This window comes from Pseudovibrio sp. Ad37 (genome assembly GCF_001623075.1).
GTDB lineage: Bacteria > Pseudomonadota > Alphaproteobacteria > Rhizobiales > Stappiaceae > Pseudovibrio.
The window spans coordinates 1-16678 of record NZ_LMCF01000211.1 but is presented as its reverse complement, the minus strand read 5'-3'; the positions used below and the strand labels follow the sequence as shown (position 1 = coordinate 16678).

The following is a 16678-nucleotide window of genomic DNA, read 5'->3' as shown; positions in this document are numbered from 1 at the left end:
TGTAACCCTCAGATTGCAAAGCGCTTTTTACCATCTGAGGCTTGTGTCATGGTTGCATAAGAAGGTTAAAAAGCTTGCGTAATTACCCGTTGCCGAAAAATGACAGAACAATCGAAACACGTGACGTAGCAGAGTACTGCGCCAAAATGTGTCGTGAATTGAGTGACATGGCGCGATCGCAGAGGCTCGACCTGCTGAGGTACTTATTGCTTCTGGCTCAAAAAGAAGCGCAAGCTCAATCCAGTGGATTACCGGACCCTGTTGAGATTGAGGACTTGGATCTCAAAAACAACTAAACCGACTAAGACGCAAAATTGTCACGCTCTGTCAGAATGTATCAAAGAAAGCTTGTTGGGTTTGTGCCGCTCCAAGCGTCCGGCCAGTTCGATCTCCAACAGGATGAGTTGAAGGGTCTGTAAGGTGACACCGGTAAATCGCAGAAGTTCATCCTGATCTATGGGTGTCTCACTCAGTGCATCGATGACGGCCTGTCTGTCCTGTTCTTTGGCATTGAGTGGGTTTGAGGTCTCGTCTGTATCTGCCTGCTCCAATGCTGGCCAGCCCATGGCAGGTTCGTCAATCCCCTGATGAAGTGGCAGGGACATAGAGATTTTGGGTTCCATGATCTCCAGAATATCGTCAGTGGATTGAATGAGTGCAGCGCCTTGCTGGATAAGTTTGTTGGCGCCGACTGACCGGGGATCCAGAGGAGAACCCGGCACGGCCAATATCTCTCGATTTTGCTCCAGCGCATATCGGGCGGTGTGCAGAGATCCCGATTTTTCTGCGGCTTCAATTAAGATAACACCTAATGACATTCCGGAGATTAGGCGGTTGCGGCGGGGGAAATCCCGAGCTCTCGGGTTCCAGCCCATGGGCATTTCGCTGATGGCTGCTCCGTTGGCTGCGATCATCTTTGCAAAAAGCTCCATATTTTCTTTTGGGTAGATGGTGTCGATGCCTCCGGCAAAGGCTGCGATGGTTCCAGACGTGAGAGCGGCCTGATGCGCTGCGCTGTCGATGCCCCGTGCCAGACCTGAGATGATTGTGAAACCTTCTGCAGAAAGGTCTCCAGCCAGTTTTGATGCAAACTTTGCTCCGGCGACCGAACAATTGCGGGCGCCGATGATCGCAAGCGTCTTTTGCGTGCCAGTGAGCTCTTGTTGCAACGGCTCTCGGGCTCGAACCGCGAGAAGAGGTGGGGGTGCATCAATGTGTCTGAGAAGGGGAGGATAGGCGGGCTCGCCCATGGCTATGAGGCGTGCGCCCATTTTATAGAGGGATGCCAATTCGGCTTCGGCCTTGTCCATAGAAAAAAGGCGATAAGTTTTCTTACCGCCTCTTCGGGATAACTCTGGCAGGGCATCAAGTGCCGCTTGTGCTGAGCCAAAATGGTTGAAAAGCTCCCGGAATGTTCTTGGCCCGACATTCTCAGAGCGGATAAGGCGAAGCCACGCAAGCCGCTGGGTGTCACTTAGGTGTGGTGCCCGGCTTTTGGTGGCTGTCTCCATTTACATCATCCCTTGGAACCGATCTTGCTTTCCTTGCCTTTCAGCAGGCGGGCAATGTTCTCGTGATGTTTTGCCCATAGCAATATGCTGAGTAATCCCATCATTTGCGCAATTTGCCACTGATCGAAAGCCAGCAGAATAAAGGGAGTGACAAGACTTGCTACCAGTGCTGACAGGGATGAGAACTTAGTGATGTAGGCAGTCGCAATCCAGATGGCGATGAAGATGACGCCAACCGGCCAGAAGATGCCGAGCAGGATGCCGATGTAAGTAGCAACGCCTTTGCCGCCTTTGAACTTGAGCCAGACCGGGAAAAGGTGACCAAGGAACGCGCCGAGACCTGCGATTAATGCTGCTTCACCGCCCATGTAAAGAGACACAAGTACGACAGCAACGGTACCTTTGAGCGCGTCACACAGCAGAGTGAGGGCTGCGAGTTTCTTGCTGCCGGTACGCAGGACGTTGGTGGTGCCAATGTTGCCGGATCCGATGTTTCGGATATCGCCGTGACCTGCCATTTTTGTAAAGAGCAGGCCAAACGGAATGGAGCCTAATAGGTAGCCAAAGGCCAACGCAGCCAGATAGTAGGGTAAATCAAGGGACCAGCTGATTGGATCAGGCACGGGTGTTCTCCAGTAGTTGAATATTAAAGCAGTATGCCTGTCCTCGCGGATGAGCATACTGCTTTAAAACTTTATCGTATCGCGTGCATTGTGCCAAAGCCTCGTGGGCTGGTTCAGAGCTACACGTTAAATTGCGTCGTGATCTAGGATGCCGCCTGCAACGATGGTTGTCAAAACCCGACCTGTCAAAGTTTCGTCCTCAAAAGGGGTATTCTTTGAGCGCGAACGGATTTTATCTTTTTCTACGATCCATGGTTTTTGCGGGTCGAACACGATCAGGTCTGCTGGAGCACCTTTTGAGAGGCGGCCAGCAGGAAGACCAAGACGGTCCGCTGGATTGCAGGTCATTGTTGCAAGCAGTTTGGAAAGTGAGATGTCCTCATTCAGAACGAGGCGCATTCCAGCTCCAAGCATTGTTTCAAGCCCTAAAGCACCATATTCGGCTTCTGCAAAGGGGTGACGCTTAGTTTCCACATCTTGTGGGTTGTGATCGGACATAATGATGTCGATTGTGCCATCTGCCAGTGCTTTTACCATGGCCTGACGATCATCTTCCGTGCGCAGCGGTGGCGACATCTTATGGAAGGTCCGGTAGGGGCCGATGTCGTTTTCGTTGAGCGTGAGATGATTGATGGAGATGCCTGCAGTGACGTTGAGGCCGTCGTTCTTTGCTTTCTGGATGGCTTCAGCGCTTTGCGGACAGGAGATCAGGCGTGCGTGATACTTGCCTTTTGCCATGGCAACGAGGCGCATATCGCGTTCGATTGCGACGAACTCAGCCTCGCGTGGGATGCCGCCCAGACCCAGCCATGAGGCCCTCAGACCTGCGTTCATGACGCCGGAGCCTGCCAGATCCTTATCCTGAGCCTGATGAACCACCAGCGCGTCGAAGTCACGAGCGTAGGTCAGCAGACGGACCAGAACGGAGGAGTTGGTGATTGGCAGTCTGTCATTGGAAAAGGCGATGGCGCCTGCTTCCTTAAGCAAACCGATCTCGCTCATGTCCTTGCCAGCCAGGCCCTTGGTAAGGGCGGCCATTGGATGGACGTTGACAATGGCCGTGTCGCGGGCGCGGCGGAGCATGAAATCCACCAGTGCAGGATCATCAATCACCGGGTCCGTGTTGGGGCTGGTGAGGATGGTGGTTACACCGCCAACGGCTGCTGCGCGGCTGGCGCTCTCCAGCGTTTCGCGGTGTTCTGCGCCGGGTTCGCCTACGCTGACGCCCATGTCTATGAGACCGGGTGCGACGACAGCACCGTGGCAGTCAACGGTTTTTGCTCCATCTGGAGCACCTTGATTGAGAGCCTCTGCACCAGCGGCGAGAATGGTGCCGTCCTGTACAATCACTGCACCTGCTTCATCAACATTGTTTGCTGGGTCGATGATGCGGGCGTTTGTCAGGACCAGCGGGTTTACATTCTTGTACATGCGCGTGTCCTCTAGTGGTTGTCAGGAAGGTTTTGGGCAAGAGCTTCAAGCACTGCCATGCGAATGGCAACGCCCATCTCCACTTGCTCGCGGATAAGACTTTGTGGACCATCTGCAACTTCTGCCGAGATCTCGACACCACGGTTCATAGGGCCGGGGTGCATGACCAGAGCATCAGGTTTGGCGTAGGAGAGTTTTTCGGAGTCCAGACCGTGGTAACGGAAATACTCACGAACAGATGGTACAAACGCACCGCTCATACGTTCGCGTTGCAAACGCAGCATCATGACGATGTCGCAGCCTTTTAGTCCTTCGCGCATGTCTGTGAATACTTCGACGCCCATACTATGAATACCAGAGGGCAGTAGTGTAGAGGGAGCTATGACACGCACGCGGGCTCCCATATTGGAGAGAAGGATGATGTTGGAGCGTGCGACACGGGAATGGCGGATGTCGCCGCATATAGCTACTGTCAGGCCGCCGAGGGTTCCTTTGTGACGGCGGATGGTCAAGGCATCCAGCAGAGCCTGTGTTGGGTGCTCGTGAGGGCCGTCGCCGGCGTTGACGACCGCGCAGCCGACTTTGCGGGCCAGCAGGTGGACTGCTCCAGCGGCGTGGTGGCGAACAACCAGCAAATCAGGGCGCATGGCGTTCAGGGTTGCTGCGGTGTCGATCAGAGTTTCACCCTTTTTCACCGAAGAGGTGGAGACCGACATGTTCATAACATCCGCGCCCAGGCGCTTGCCTGCAAGCTCAAAAGAAGATTGGGTGCGGGTGGAAGCCTCAAAGAAGAGGTTGATTTGCGTTCGCCCACGCAGAACAGCTTTCTGCTTTTCTACCTGTCTGGAGACTTCGACGGCTTCGTCGGCAAGGTCCAAAAGGTAATTAATGTGGGGAGGCTGCAATCCCTCGATACCGAGGAGATGGCGATGCGGGAACGCTGAGGATCGATGTGTGGTTTTCTTGCTCATCGAAGACCCTTTTATAGGCAGAAACACCGAGTTCGTAAAGAGCTCAACAGATGTATAGTTTTTATTGTGCAAATCGCAGTTGCAACGTGCGCGCTAACCTATCAAAATCGCTGGGGCAACTCGCGGGAGGAAAAATGGATAAAGTTTCACAAGCCACTATGACGACAGGGGTAATTAATCAGGCCCCGCCATATTGTGGGTATAACCTTGCCGAGAGTGATCCAATTCTCCTTGCTGATCTGGGTGGCACGGGAACCAACGATTCTGCACGAGAAGAGCTTATCAAGTTTGGCGAGCAGTGTGGAGCCGCAGATGCACTGGATCTGGGGAGATTGGCAAATGTTAATGAACCGGTGCTGAAAACACACGATCCGTATGGTCGCCGTCTGGATGTTGTTGAATTTCACCCGTCCTATCACGCGCTGATGCGCCGCTCGTTTGAAGCTGGCCTGCACAGTGCGTCCGTTGAGTCCATGGAACCGGGTGGTGAGCGTGCGTTTTATAATCGTGCGCGCAAGTATTTCGTGATGAGTCAGGTGGAAGGTGGGCACCTTTGCCCGGTGACCATGACCAACGCGTCTGCCATGGCCCTTACTCAGGCCGCTGAACTTGCCAAGGTGTGGAATGAGCGCATCCTGAGCCGCAAATATGATCAACGTTTCCGCCCTGCCAGCCAGAAGATGGGTGCGAGCCTTGGCATGGGCATGACGGAGAAGCAGGGTGGGTCCGACTTGCGTCAGATCATCACTCGCGCTGAAAAGGTTTCTGACGACACTTATGTGATCAATGGTCATAAGTGGTTTTTCTCTGCGCCAATGTGTGATGCGTTCCTTGTGTTGGCGAAGTTGGAAGAGGGGCCGACCTGTTTCCTTGTGCCGCGTATTTTGGAATCTGGCGAAGTGAATGGACTGGACTTCCAGCGCCTGAAGAACAAACTGGGTAACAAGTCCAACGCTTCTTCCGAGGTTGAGTTTAACAACGCTGTTGGTTTCCTTGTCGGGGAAGTGGGTAAGGGCATCAAGACCATTTTGAAAATGGTGACACCTACCCGTGTGGACTGTTGTATTGGGTCTTCTGCCCTTATGCGGGCTGCGATTTCCAGAGCGGTTCATCACACCTCCAACCGCAGTGCATTTGGGGCTCGTCTTATTGAGAAGCCACTGATGCAGCGGGTTCTTGCGGATATGTCTCTGGATATGGCAGCAAGTGAGGCACTGGCGCTGAAACTGTCGCATTGCATGGATTTGGAAGGTGAAGACAGCCAGGCCGCTGACTTCCTGCGGATCATCACACCTGCTGCAAAATACTGGATCTGCAAGAGTGCAGAGAACGTTGCGGCTGAGGCGATGGAGTGTCTGGGTGGCAACGGGTACGTGGAAGATCACGATATGGCTCGTATCTACCGTGAAGCTCCAGTCAACAGCATCTGGGAAGGCTCAGGCAACATCATGGCGCTGGATTTGCTGCGGGCTATGCACCGCACTCCAGACAGCTTCATGAATGTGCTTGGCATGCTGGAAGCTGATCTTGGCCCTGCCGGCAAGGTGTCTGTTGAAGTGTTGCAGGCTGCAGCGCGGACGTGTCTGGAAGATGAAGGTGGTGCCCGGTTGCTGACTGAACAACTGGCGATCACAGCTGCAGCTGCAGCGCTGAAAGAAGTTGCTCCTCCAGCGATTGCCAATGCGTTTATTGAGACCCGTATGGCAGGTCAGTGGCGTTCAAGCTATGGCATGCTGGATGCACGCTATGACGCCAAGGGGATCCTTGAGTGGCTTTACCCGATCAAGTAGGCCACGACCAATAACCACGTCGGAATAGTGATTGCGGCGGCGACTGTCTGAAGGGTCAGAATTTCGGCCATCAACTTGGCGTCGCCGCCCATTTTCCTCGCCAGAACAAAACTTGCCCCTGCTGCCGGAACAGAAAACACCAGTGTGACGATGGTTGCCGAGATTTCGTCAAGCCCAAGTGCGAGCGCGAAACTCAATGCGATGCCCGGTGCAAGTACGTTGCGCAACAGCAGAGCTGATGTGAGCGCTGAGCCTGGGCGTCGTAGTGCTCCCAAATCTAAAGCTGCACCGACACACAGAACTGCGATTGGCAGGGCGGCACTTCCTAAAAATGTCAAATAGTTTGCAATAACTTCTGGGATATAGCCACCGGAGGCGTTGATGAGGCCTCCAGCTGCAACGCTGATGATGAAAGGGTTCTTGATCAGTTCTTTTGCAAGCGTCTTTGGTGAGGGGACAGACCCTCCTGCGTAGATCGACAGAACGATCACGCAGAGCAAGTTTGCAGCCGGGATCATGATTGCCATGATGACCGCCACCAGCGCCACACCTTCCTCTCCAAAACTATTGGCTGCGATTGCCATGGCGACAAAACCATTCCAGCGCACAACACCTTGAAAAATGGAAGTGAAGCGCGGACCTTCGATTGCAAACTTCTGTTTTAGAAAGGGTTGCAGGACGAGGCAGAGAATGGCCAGAAGCGAGAAGGTTCCCAGTACGGATATGGTGATTTCCATGACTGGCATTGCCGAAAAGTCTGAGGTGCCCACGTTGATCAGGATGATCGCAGGGAACAGAACCCAATAGGCCAGATCTTCCATACCGCTCCAGCGCTCTCTTGGGATGAGATTGCGGTGACGGAGGAACCATCCTGTGGCTGTGAGGAGCAAGACAGAGATGATGGCTGACAGGGCAGAGAACATGCTTATGCTTTTCAGGCTGTTGCATAGACAGGAAAGTGTCTTTGCAAGTGGATGGACAAACAGCGCATTGAGGCGCGTATCCGTTTATTCACGTAGCCTGAAAAAAGCAGAGTGGTAAAGCGCAGGGCGCCTTAAATTTTCTCAAGTGTTGTTGCTTGAGAGCTGGACCTACTCGTCCTCAAAGAGAGAGGTGCCGCCATAGTTGATGCGGTCCAGGAAGCCCTGCAGGATGTAGGAGGCAGCCATCTTGTCGACCAGCTCGGCTCGGCGGGCGCGGGAACGGTCTGCTTCGATAAGTGTGCGTGTGACTGCAGCGGTGGAGAGACGCTCGTCCCAGTAGGTGATTGGGATTTCCGTTTTCTGGGCAAGGTTGCGCACAAACGCGCGGGTCGCCTGACAGCGTGGGCCCTCGGTGCCATCCATGTTGAGCGGCAGGCCAATCACGAGGCCAAAGACGCTGTGTTCCTTACAAAGATCCAGCAGACGTTCGACATCCTGCGTAAACTTCTTGCGCTTGATGGTCTCCAGCGGAGATGCAATCTGCCGACCTGAATCAGTCAGTGCCAAACCAATGGTCTTGCTGCCAAGATCGATACCAATCAAGCGGTCATCATCATAAAGCGCGTCGCAGAAATCTTCGAGAGAAAGTGAGGGATCATTTGCCATGGCGGCGGGTTAGCACGGCTTGAGAGCAACGCCAAGCAGGTAATCTATATTTTTCTCGGGGACATGCTGTTTCCTGCTGAACTGTGCGACAGCTGTTCTGATAAAGGTAAGGGTGCAAGACGATTGAGCAGGTGGATATAGGCGTGATGCAAGTGCAGTTTGAAGAGGGATGGCAGGGCATTCTGGCTCCTGAAATGGATAAACCCTACTTTCAGAAACTCCAGGCCTTTCTGGATGCTGAGGAAGCGGAAGGTAAGACCATTTATCCTCCGACAGCTGACTGCTACGCTGCCTTTAATGCAGCTGCTCTGAGTGATGTGCGTGTTGTCATTCTTGGGCAAGATCCCTACCACGGGGAAGGGCAGGCACATGGACTTTCTTTCTCAGTTCGCAAAGGCGTGAAACTACCGCCGTCGCTTCGCAATATCTACAAGGAGTTGGAGAGTGACCTTGGCTTAGCGCCAGCAACTCATGGGTGTTTAACGCATTGGGCGGAGCAGGGTGTTTTGCTGCTCAACACGTCTTTGAGTGTGGAGGAAGCCAAGGCCGGGTCTCATGCCAAGAAAGGGTGGGCGCCGTTTACAGATGCTGCGATCAAGGGCTTGTCCGAGGCACGAGAGCATCTGGTGTTTATCCTCTGGGGCGCGCATGCACAGAAGAAGCTGGATCTGATTGATGAGAGTAAGCATCTGGTTTTGATGAGTGCCCATCCATCGCCGTTGTCGGCACGGCGCGGCTTTATCGGGTCGGCTCCATTTTCCAAAACGAATGCCTACCTGAAAGAACATGGTATTGCAGAGATTGACTGGAAGATCTCCTAGGGCATTATCGGAGTTTTGCCAGTGTCCGGTTACATTTAAGGGTTGTGTAACCAAATTCCTACTAGTTTAGATAATATTTTCGGTATCACGGATGTGCCGCGTTTCGGCGCTCCGCATTGGGGGATTGGTAGTATGGATTTACAGTTTCTGGGCCATTCTGCTTTCAAGGTTTACATTCCAGGGGCAACGCTTCTGATTGACCCGTTCTTGTCTGGCAACCCGAGCTTTCCGGCAGAGATGAGTGTGGAGCAGGTGAGTGAAGGTGTTGATCATGTTCTGCTGACTCACGGCCATGATGATCATGTGGGCGATACCATCGATATTTTGAAAGCGACTGGTGCAACGCTTACGGCGAACTGGGAAATCTGTATGTGGGCGCAGGACAAAGGTATTGAGAAGATCAATCCTATGAACCATGGCGGCTGCGTGAACATGGGGGCGTTTGGTGTGGCGCTTATCAATGCAGTGCACAGTTCTGCCTGTTCGTTTGATAGTGAAGGCTGCGTTGCGGATGTGTATCTGGGCAATCCGGCGGGCGTTGTGGTGATGGCTGAGGATGAGCCAACACTGTTACATATGGGTGATACGGATATCTTCTCTGATATGGAGTTGATCAACGAGATTTACCGGCCCCAGATTGGGATTGTGCCGATCGGGGATCGGTTCACCATGGGCGCTCGCACCGCATCGATGGCATGTCAGAGGTTCTTCGAGTTTCAAACCATCATTCCGTGCCACTACGGTACCTTCCCAATTTTAGACCAAAGCGCAGATCAGTTTACCGAATGCATGGAGGATGATGCGTTTCGGGTGGCTAAACTGAAGCCAGGGGAGACGGTGACAGTCAATAACAGTGTTGCTGCTTCATAGCTGCGTCGATTTTTGTTACTGGGACAAGAAAAAGCCTCAGCATGAACTGAGGCCTTTAAAGTTTGAAAGGGACACATTCCGCGTTTTTTTGCTTTCACCGCGGGAGCTACGCTTAGTTGGGGGCACGCGTAGCTTGAATGGCCTTCAAGGGAGCTTGGGTGGGGTTCGCTTAAAGGTCTGCTTCTGGCGTGTGTATGATTGTTGGCCAGTTTTCATTTGCCCGGGCGATGGAAGCGTTCGGGTCTTTCAGGAAGTGACGCTGTGCACCTGCATGGGCATTCAGGTAAAGTTTGCCGTCAACGATCTTCCATTGCTCTGGCTGGATCGGAATTTTTACTCCGAAGCTCACACCAGTTGCACACCAACCGCCATACTGAGGCGCGTACTTGGTTGGATCCTTTTTGAACTTGTCGAGATTTTCAGCAGAAGAGAACAGCCATGTTACGTCCTGATACTGCGTGGAATACTCTTTTTTGCCTGGGACTGGCTTGCCTTCAGTGAAATAAGCGACCGGATCAGTTCCTTTGATTGCGTAGCCTTCTTCAACGAAGTTGGTTACGTCATCGGCCATTGCCGTCATCGGAACAGTTACAAGTGCTGACAGTGCTAGTCCAACTGCAAGAACTGAAGATTTGATCGGCATGGGCAACTCCTTCGGACTGATCATTGAAGCCAAGTCTGGCTTGTTTCGTTTACCAGTTGATTAGGGGGAACCACTGGTTTTTATCTATGTTCTGAAAACACTATGCGTGAATACCTATTTGAAGGCCAATAACGCTTCATCACCGTTTTGAGAAGTGGTTGTGAGGGGAAGGTTTACTCGCTGCAAAGTGCATTTCAAGATGTGCAACTCGTTGTAAATGCAGCGTTAGTTTCGTTTATGTGTGCTTTGAGCGAATGGGTGCCCTAAACGAAAGAAAGCCGCAGAAATCTGCGGCTTTCTCTAGGGCTCAATACATATGCCACCATGAGATTTGGGGAGATGTCGGAATAGGCGCTAGGCATCGCCTATTGCGGCATATGCACTGAAGGAAACTTAGAGTTTGTCTGCTGGCACGTCGCGGATCTCAACCCAGTTTGTGTCTGCATTGGTGATTGTTTCGATTGTGCGGGACTGCATGCGCTTTACTGCACCATCGTGGGCATTGAGGTAGAGCTTACCGTCAACGATGTCCCAAAGCTCAGGCTTGGTTTCAAGCTTGCTGCCGAAGGAAGCACCAACTGCACACCAGCCACCGTACTGCGGAGCAAACTTTGCTGGTTCTGCAACGAACTTGTCGCGGTTTTCAGCGCTGGAGAATTTCCAGGTTACGCCGTCGTACTGTGCGGTGAATTCAGCTTTACCCTGAACAGGCTTGTTTTGTGTGAAGTATGCAACAGGATCGGTGCCACCAATCGCATAACCACCAGAGGTGTAGGTCGAGATTTCATCAGCGAATGCGCCGAATGTGCTTGCGGACAGGGCAGCACCTGCAATAGCCGCTGCAACAGCGATAGATTTGATTTTCATTATATTACCCTCAATGAAACAATGAATTTCGCCGGACAAACAAAACCTGGTCAGGAAGAATGCTTTGTTTGTTCGACAACCTCGGCCTGCGGAAATTGCCCGTTCTTGCGAGGCCCAATCTTCTTGCCCCAGGAGGGTGTACAAGTGCCAATCAAGTGTCTTCACCAAGAGGAGAGCGGCTTTGATTTTTTATGATCGGCTTGTAATGCTCTGAATTAACTCGGTAATTTCCCGTAGTGTCGGTTTTCTCCTGCGAACGAGGCTGGTGAAAAACACAAAACCGAGCAGTTGGTCGATGCTTGTCTCCATGGTTGCAGTGGTATTCCAGTAGACGAAAATCTGTCTGAAGTGCGTGCGCTGTTCGCCTTCAATGAGGGAAAGTTCCTCCGCTAACGAAGGTTCTGAGAGCAAGGCGAGCCATGCGGTGCCTAGCGGGGTTTCGTGTAGGGCGTTGAGGGTGCCTGAGGTGGCTTCCAGCAGATCATTGTGAAAAGAGGACATACCGGGATAGGTGGGTGGCACTTGTCGGAACCCGTAGCGGAGGGTTTCGAGTGCCAAGACGGCTTTATTCTTCCAGCGGCGATAAAGCGCTTGTTTGGACGTGCCTGTCGCATCTGCAATTTGCTGCGTTGAGGTTCCATGATATCCGCCCGCTGCAAGCGCATTGAGCGTTGTGGTCAGGATCTGGCGGGTAAGCTCACTGTTTTGTGGTCGGCCTCGTGGTGTGGTTGTCTCGGGCATCAGGAAAACCTCTCTACATATTCAGAGGGTGTGATGCCGAAGTTGCGTTGGAAGGCGCGGCGCAGGTTTTGGATATGGCCAAAGCCGGACAAATGAGCTGCCTGTTTGATGGAGCTGCGTTTGAGAAGGGCTGTTCTGGCAAGATCCAACCGAAGACGCTCTACGAACTGAGCTGGGGTTGCGCCAATATCTTCTTTCAGGCGGCGGTGCAGGGTGCGCGTGGAGACACCAGCTGATTTTGCCATGTTCTCGATGGTCCAGTCAGCTTCCGGCTCTGACAGAATGATCTCTGAGAGTTTTGCGATGTTGGATTGACCGGCGGCTTGCAGGGAAAGGGCGGAGGAGAACTGGGCTTGCCCCCCGTTGCGACGCAGATAGACCACCAGCTCCTGCGCGGTCTTCAGTGAGATCGCAGCTCCCAGATCTTGCTCGATGAGGTGCAAGGTCAGGTCGATGCCTGCAGTGACACCTGCAGAGCTGTAGACATTGCCTGCATTGACGAAGAGTTGGTTGAGCTGCCAGTTCACATTTGGGAACTCTGTTTGTGCTGTGGAAGCGCGGCTCCAATGAGTGCTGGCTTGCTTGCCATCTAAAATGCCAGCGTCTGCCAGAATAAGTGCGCCGGAGCAGATGGAGATGATGCGCTCTCCGTTCGTTCTTGCTGCAGCTTTTTGAAGAAGCGAGCGAAGGGTACTGCTGCCCAGCTCTTTATCGACACGCCCTCCGGGGATGAGAAGATCAGCGGCTGGGTTCCAGTCGGATATATTGCCATCAACGGCGATTTTGATCCCGGGCTGGGTTTCTACCGGCTGACCATCAACAGAGAGAATTCTGAGCTTATACTTGGGATGATAACTGTCTGCCGTCCAGAAAGCCTGCATCGGGCCTGCCAGATCCAGAAGGTTGATCCCGTGATACACGAGTGCATCTATATGACGGTAATGCTCGATTTGTGTGTTTGGCATGATTTGAAGCTTGAATGTCCTAACTGCCAATTGTTGTAGGGGGTAATCTCAAGGAGGTCAAAGTTTCTTCGAGGAATTATAATGGAATTTTCAAAGGTAGCGGAGCCGGGGACTGCCTATAGGGCGCGCAATTTTCCGCTCATTTTGATTGCAACAGCAATCCTTTCTATGAAGATGCCTATTCTGATTGCGATCAGTGCTCTGGCAGGATCGTATCTTGCGCCCCATCCCAGCATGGCAACTGTGCCGCTTGCCTTGCAGATGTTTGGTAACTTTCTGTTTGCTACACCTATCTCGCTGTTTATGGGGCGGTATGGGCGTCGGAACGGGATATTGTTGGGTGTAGTCCTGAGCATTATCGGTTCGTTGCTCTGCGTTTATGCGCTTTATTCCAATCAGTTTGTTGTGTTGCTTGTTGGACATGTTCTTTTAGGCATTGCCACGGCGGCCTACACTTTTATGCGGTTTGCTGCGTCTGATAGCGCCAGCGAAAAGTGGAAGCCCATGGCGATCTCGCTAAGCATGTCTATGGGGTTGCTCTCTGCGCTGCTTGGCCCAAGCCTTGTTGGTGTGGTGAAAGATTTCGGCGGAGTCATTCCGTTTGTGGGCAGTTATCTGGCGTTGGCAGGTGTTGCTGTTGTGGGCGCATTGCCTGTGCTTGGTTTGAGCCTGCCACCTGCTTTGAAGAAAGATCAGACTACCAAAGGGTTTGTTGCGTCCTTGAAGGTGCTGCGCCGACCAGCTGTCTGGAGTGCGACGGCGTGTGCCGGGCTTTCCTTTGGCTTCATGACTATGCAGATGTCTCCGACACCGCTTGCGATGGACTATTGTGGGTTTTCTGTTGGTCAATCCAGCGATGTAATCCGCTGGCATTTGGTTGCCATGTTTGGTCCGAGCTTTGTTACTGGCTTTATCATCCGCCGGATTGGAACGACCTCGGTCATGGTGCTGGGTTTGTTGATGCTTGCTGGGGCTGGTGTGATTGGTGCGCTGAGTGTTGAGATTTGGGCCTTCTATGTGGCTTTGATCCTGCTGGGTGTTGGCTGGAACTTTGGTTTTATCGGCGCGACGTCTCGTTTGGTTGAGGTTGTTGCACCTGAAGATGCGCCGCTTGCTCAAGGAGCCAATGATTCAGTCGTGGCCTTGGTGTCTGCGATCTGTGCACTTTCAACGGGTATTTTGTTCAGCACTGTTGGCTGGGCAGGGCTTTCACTTTCTGCGCTTCCGCTGTTGCTAGGTCTGGCGTTGTGGTTGGTGGTGTCAGGCGTTCGCGGGAGATTGCCTGCATACGCTCCTCAATAATCGGTACTGATTAGTTCCGTAATATAGAGAATATGAGGGATGAACAGCAGGGCAGTGATTGTTCTGCTGTTTTTTTGTGTTTATAGCTCTTTGCCATGAATTCGAGGCGGGCAGTCTTTTGCCCCCGTAATTTCGGAGTGAAACATGTCGGTTGATCTGAACACCGTAAAACGTGTTGCCGGTCTGGCGCGCATCAAGGTTGATGACGCGCAGGCGGAGAAAATGACTGGTGAGCTGAACACGATCCTTGGTTTTGTTGAGCAGCTGGATGAGGTGAATGTTGACGGCGTTGAGCCAATGACCTCTGTGGTTGAAACCACCATGAAGAAGCGGGCTGACGGCCAGAGCGATGGCGGTTATGCGGACAAGATCGTTTCCAACGCGCCAGTGCATGAAGACAACTTCTTCACCGTGCCTAAAGTTGTTGAATAAGCGCCCGATTTCACAAGGATAATGACTGTGACTGATCTTACCAAACTGACGATCGCTGAGGCGCGCGACAAGCTTGCTGCCCGTGATTTTACTGCAACTGAACTGACTGAGAGCTATCTTGGTGCTATCGAGTCCGGCAATGAGGCGCTTAATGCGTATATTGCTGTGACTGGTGATATTGCGCGTGAGCAGGCCAAAGCGTCTGACGCAAAAATCGCTGCTGGCGAGGCGCGTCCGCTGGAAGGTATTCCTCTCGGCATTAAAGACCTTTACGCGACCAAAGGTGTTCACACTCAGGCGTGTTCTCATATCCTCGATGGCTTCAAGCCTGAGTACGAGTCCACTGTTACGCAGAACCTGTTTGACGACGGTGCTGTGATGCTGGGTAAGCTGAACATGGACGAGTTCGCGATGGGCTCTTCCAACGAGACTTCTTTTTACGGCAATGTTGTGAACCCTTGGCGCCGCAATGGCACTGAGACTGCGCTGGTTCCTGGTGGGTCTTCTGGTGGTTCCGCTTCTGCCGTTGCTGCACATCTTTGTGCGGCGGCAACAGCTTCTGATACCGGTGGTTCCATTCGTCAGCCTGCGGCACTGACCGGTACTGTTGGCATCAAGCCAACCTATGGCCGCTGCTCTCGTTGGGGCATGGTTGCGTTTGCGTCCTCATTGGATCAGGCTGGTCCAATTGGCCGTACCGTGCGTGACAACGCGATCCTGCTGAAGTCCATGGCTTCTGTTGATGCGAAAGACACCACTTCTGTTGATGCGCCTGTGCCGAACTATGAAGATTTCATCGGCAAGTCCATCAAGGGCATGAAGATCGGTATTCCTAAAGAATACCACATGGACGGTATTCCAGAGGAGATTGAAGCACTCTGGCAGCAGGGTATTGCATGGCTGAAGGAAGCTGGCGCTGAGATCGTCGAGATTTCTCTGCCACACACTAAATACGCTTTGCCTGCTTATTACATTGTGGCACCAGCGGAAGCGTCTTCCAACCTGGCGCGTTATGATGGTGTTCGTTACGGTCTGCGTGTGCCGGGCAATGACATTGTAGAGATGTATGAGAACACTCGTGCAGCTGGCTTCGGTGATGAAGTGAAGCGCCGCGTGATGATCGGCACCTATGTTCTGTCTGCAGGTTATTACGATGCGTACTACCTGAAAGCGCAGAAGGTTCGTACCCTGATCAAGCAGGACTTTGACAATGCATGGACGGACGGTGTGGATGCAATCCTGACACCGACCACTCCTGATGCTGCCTTTGCTCCAGGCGAGATCACTGATCCAGTGACCATGTACATGAATGACGTGTTTACCGTGACTGCTAACATGGCTGGCGTTCCGGGCATGTCCATCCCAGCTGGCCTTAACAAAGACGGCCTGCCACTGGGCCTGCAGCTGATCGGTAAACCATTCGACGAAGGCACCCTGTTCCAGGTTGGTGAAGTGATTGAGCAAGCCGCTGGCCGCTTCGAACCTTCCGCCAACTGGTGGAGCAAGTAAGCCTCAGCGCTGCTGCTATGAAATGAGAAAGGCCTCGGAGAGATCCGGGGCCTTTTTTTGTAGGCAAAACAACCCCCCACCTCTGGTGGAGGTCTTTGACTTGTTGCTTTTGATGATCTGCTTATTTGCTTTGCTTAGGAACAACGTGTGCCTTCATGTAATCTGCCATTGCCGGTTGGGCTCTTTTGCCCGCCCTCATTCCACTTTGCACGCTAATCATTACGAGCTTTTGAATGAGCATTTCTTGTTTTTTCTGAAAGCGCTGGCCTTCAGGTGTTCTCAGTAACTCAAGAGCTTTCTTAAGTTCTTCAACCGTATAGGTCTCAAGTGAGAGAGTGCGGATTTCTTTCATCAGTTCTGGGAGTTCTTTTTTGAATTCGTCAACGAAGATTTCTTCAATCACTTGAAGGTGCTCATCCCCTAATTTTACATTTTTAGCCTTAAATGATGCTTCAATCTGTGTTCTGAAACCCTTCCCTGTTCGTGCTAGAGCTTGTCGCGTTTAATCGGTCATGTATCCAGCTGTTTTGAAGAAGTTGTTGCACTCTTGCTTTGTGAAGAGGTCGCAGACTTGGCCTACGGCCTGCCACAGTGCTTGATAACTTCTTGCTGC

The 16678-nt window shown here is 52.5% G+C and carries 17 protein-coding genes; 6 read left to right on the top strand and 11 right to left on the bottom strand.

All coding sequences use genetic code 11. The features are described 5' to 3' along the window. Positions 1-317 precede the first annotated feature (317 nt). The 4 genes from dprA to PsAD37_RS21510 form a co-directional block, all read right to left on the bottom strand. Positions 318-1511, bottom strand: coding sequence for a DNA-processing protein DprA (dprA, locus tag PsAD37_RS21525; protein WP_063297874.1), 1194 nt, complete (start codon positions 1509-1511; stop codon positions 318-320). A 5-nt stretch (positions 1512-1516) separates the two neighbouring features. Next, positions 1517-2134: a glycerol-3-phosphate 1-O-acyltransferase PlsY gene (gene plsY, locus PsAD37_RS21520; protein ID WP_063297873.1), complete on the bottom strand. Its 618-nt coding sequence runs from the start codon at positions 2132-2134 to the stop codon at positions 1517-1519. Positions 2135-2260: 126 nt separating this feature from the next. Next, positions 2261-3565, bottom strand: coding sequence for a dihydroorotase (locus PsAD37_RS21515; RefSeq protein WP_063291713.1), 1305 nt, complete (start codon positions 3563-3565; stop codon positions 2261-2263). A gap of 11 nt (positions 3566-3576) precedes the next feature. Further along, positions 3577-4536 carry an aspartate carbamoyltransferase catalytic subunit gene (locus PsAD37_RS21510; RefSeq protein ID WP_082827010.1) on the bottom strand — a complete coding sequence of 320 codons (960 nt, stop codon included), beginning with the start codon at positions 4534-4536 and terminating at the stop codon, positions 3577-3579. A gap of 134 nt (positions 4537-4670) precedes the next feature. Here PsAD37_RS21510 and PsAD37_RS21505 point away from each other — a divergent pair, with 134 nt between their 5' ends. Then, a complete protein-coding gene (locus PsAD37_RS21505; RefSeq protein ID WP_084408036.1) occupies positions 4671-6326 on the top strand; it encodes an acyl-CoA dehydrogenase family protein in 1656 nt (551 codons plus the stop codon). Here the strand turns inward: PsAD37_RS21505 and PsAD37_RS21500 are convergent. Both PsAD37_RS21500 and ruvX read right to left on the bottom strand, forming a co-directional pair. After that, on the bottom strand, positions 6311-7249 hold the full coding sequence (locus tag PsAD37_RS21500) for an AEC family transporter (RefSeq protein WP_063297872.1): 939 nt from the start codon (positions 7247-7249) through the stop codon (positions 6311-6313). The genes PsAD37_RS21505 and PsAD37_RS21500 overlap by 16 nt on opposite strands. A 168-nt stretch (positions 7250-7417) precedes the next feature. After that, complete coding sequence (gene ruvX, locus PsAD37_RS21495; RefSeq protein WP_063289427.1) at positions 7418-7915, bottom strand: Holliday junction resolvase RuvX; 498 nt, start codon at positions 7913-7915, stop codon at positions 7418-7420. Between the two features lie 146 nt (positions 7916-8061). Here ruvX and ung point away from each other — a divergent pair, with 146 nt between their 5' ends. Both ung and PsAD37_RS21485 read left to right on the top strand, forming a co-directional pair. After that, complete coding sequence (ung, locus tag PsAD37_RS21490) at positions 8062-8736, top strand: uracil-DNA glycosylase (protein WP_063297871.1); 675 nt, start codon at positions 8062-8064, stop codon at positions 8734-8736. 132 nt (positions 8737-8868) lie between these two features. Continuing rightward, positions 8869-9606 (top strand): metal-dependent hydrolase, encoded by a 738-nt coding sequence (locus tag PsAD37_RS21485; RefSeq protein ID WP_063297870.1) that lies wholly within the window; start codon positions 8869-8871, stop codon positions 9604-9606. Between the two features lie 169 nt (positions 9607-9775). On the opposite strand, the gene PsAD37_RS21480 is transcribed toward PsAD37_RS21485, so the two are convergent. The 4 genes from PsAD37_RS21480 to PsAD37_RS21465 form a co-directional block, all read right to left on the bottom strand. Next, on the bottom strand, positions 9776-10249 hold the full coding sequence (locus PsAD37_RS21480; protein ID WP_063291709.1) for a YHS domain-containing (seleno)protein: 474 nt from the start codon (positions 10247-10249) through the stop codon (positions 9776-9778). 393 nt (positions 10250-10642) lie between these two features. After that, positions 10643-11116 carry a YHS domain-containing (seleno)protein gene (locus PsAD37_RS21475; RefSeq protein WP_057463357.1) on the bottom strand — a complete coding sequence of 158 codons (474 nt, stop codon included), beginning with the start codon at positions 11114-11116 and terminating at the stop codon, positions 10643-10645. A gap of 189 nt (positions 11117-11305) precedes the next feature. Further along, a complete protein-coding gene (locus PsAD37_RS21470; RefSeq protein ID WP_063297869.1) occupies positions 11306-11857 on the bottom strand; it encodes a TetR/AcrR family transcriptional regulator in 552 nt (183 codons plus the stop codon). Next, the gene (locus tag PsAD37_RS21465; RefSeq protein WP_063297868.1) at positions 11857-12822 is read right to left on the bottom strand and encodes a GlxA family transcriptional regulator; all 966 of its coding nucleotides are present in this window, start codon (positions 12820-12822) and stop codon (positions 11857-11859) included. The genes PsAD37_RS21470 and PsAD37_RS21465 overlap by 1 nt, the downstream gene beginning before the upstream one ends. An 81-nt stretch (positions 12823-12903) precedes the next feature. Here PsAD37_RS21465 and PsAD37_RS21460 point away from each other — a divergent pair, with 81 nt between their 5' ends. The 3 genes from PsAD37_RS21460 (at position 12904) to gatA (ending at position 16065) form a co-directional block, all read left to right on the top strand. Then, positions 12904-14124 carry an MFS transporter gene (locus PsAD37_RS21460; protein WP_063297867.1) on the top strand — a complete coding sequence of 407 codons (1221 nt, stop codon included), beginning with the start codon at positions 12904-12906 and terminating at the stop codon, positions 14122-14124. A 144-nt stretch (positions 14125-14268) separates the two neighbouring features. Then, the gene (gene gatC, locus PsAD37_RS21455; RefSeq protein ID WP_057463353.1) at positions 14269-14556 is read left to right on the top strand and encodes an Asp-tRNA(Asn)/Glu-tRNA(Gln) amidotransferase subunit GatC; all 288 of its coding nucleotides are present in this window, start codon (positions 14269-14271) and stop codon (positions 14554-14556) included. Between the two features lie 21 nt (positions 14557-14577). Continuing rightward, positions 14578-16065, top strand: a complete 1488-nt coding sequence (gatA, locus tag PsAD37_RS21450; RefSeq protein WP_063297866.1) for an Asp-tRNA(Asn)/Glu-tRNA(Gln) amidotransferase subunit GatA — start codon at positions 14578-14580, stop codon at positions 16063-16065. Between the two features lie 121 nt (positions 16066-16186). Here the strand turns inward: gatA and PsAD37_RS21445 are convergent, their stop codons facing one another. Further along, positions 16187-16468, bottom strand: coding sequence for a hypothetical protein (locus PsAD37_RS21445; RefSeq protein WP_063297865.1), 282 nt, complete (start codon positions 16466-16468; stop codon positions 16187-16189). Between the last annotated feature and the right edge of the window lie 210 nt (positions 16469-16678).

Bases quoted from the DNA above. Each gene is read 5' to 3' on its own strand.
- ruvX (WP_063289427.1), bottom strand. From the start codon at position 7,915: ATGGCAAATGATCCCTCACTTTCTCTCGAAGATTTCTGCGACGCGCTT.
- PsAD37_RS21465 (WP_063297868.1), bottom strand. From the start codon at position 12,822: ATGCCAAACACACAAATCGAGCATTACCGTCATATAGATGCACTCGTG.
- gatC (WP_057463353.1), top strand. From the start codon at position 14,269: ATGTCGGTTGATCTGAACACCGTAAAACGTGTTGCCGGTCTGGCGCGC.
- dprA (WP_063297874.1), bottom strand. From the start codon at position 1,511: ATGGAGACAGCCACCAAAAGCCGGGCACCACACCTAAGTGACACCCAG.
- PsAD37_RS21480 (WP_063291709.1), bottom strand. From the start codon at position 10,249: ATGCCGATCAAATCTTCAGTTCTTGCAGTTGGACTAGCACTGTCAGCA.
- PsAD37_RS21460 (WP_063297867.1), top strand. From the start codon at position 12,904: ATGGAATTTTCAAAGGTAGCGGAGCCGGGGACTGCCTATAGGGCGCGC.
- PsAD37_RS21470 (WP_063297869.1), bottom strand. From the start codon at position 11,857: ATGCCCGAGACAACCACACCACGAGGCCGACCACAAAACAGTGAGCTT.
- gatA (WP_063297866.1), top strand. From the start codon at position 14,578: ATGACTGTGACTGATCTTACCAAACTGACGATCGCTGAGGCGCGCGAC.
- PsAD37_RS21515 (WP_063291713.1), bottom strand. From the start codon at position 3,565: ATGTACAAGAATGTAAACCCGCTGGTCCTGACAAACGCCCGCATCATC.
- PsAD37_RS21510 (WP_082827010.1), bottom strand. From the start codon at position 4,536: ATGAGCAAGAAAACCACACATCGATCCTCAGCGTTCCCGCATCGCCAT.
- PsAD37_RS21505 (WP_084408036.1), top strand. From the start codon at position 4,671: ATGGATAAAGTTTCACAAGCCACTATGACGACAGGGGTAATTAATCAG.
- PsAD37_RS21485 (WP_063297870.1), top strand. From the start codon at position 8,869: ATGGATTTACAGTTTCTGGGCCATTCTGCTTTCAAGGTTTACATTCCA.
- ung (WP_063297871.1), top strand. From the start codon at position 8,062: ATGCAAGTGCAGTTTGAAGAGGGATGGCAGGGCATTCTGGCTCCTGAA.
- PsAD37_RS21500 (WP_063297872.1), bottom strand. From the start codon at position 7,249: ATGTTCTCTGCCCTGTCAGCCATCATCTCTGTCTTGCTCCTCACAGCC.
- PsAD37_RS21475 (WP_057463357.1), bottom strand. From the start codon at position 11,116: ATGAAAATCAAATCTATCGCTGTTGCAGCGGCTATTGCAGGTGCTGCC.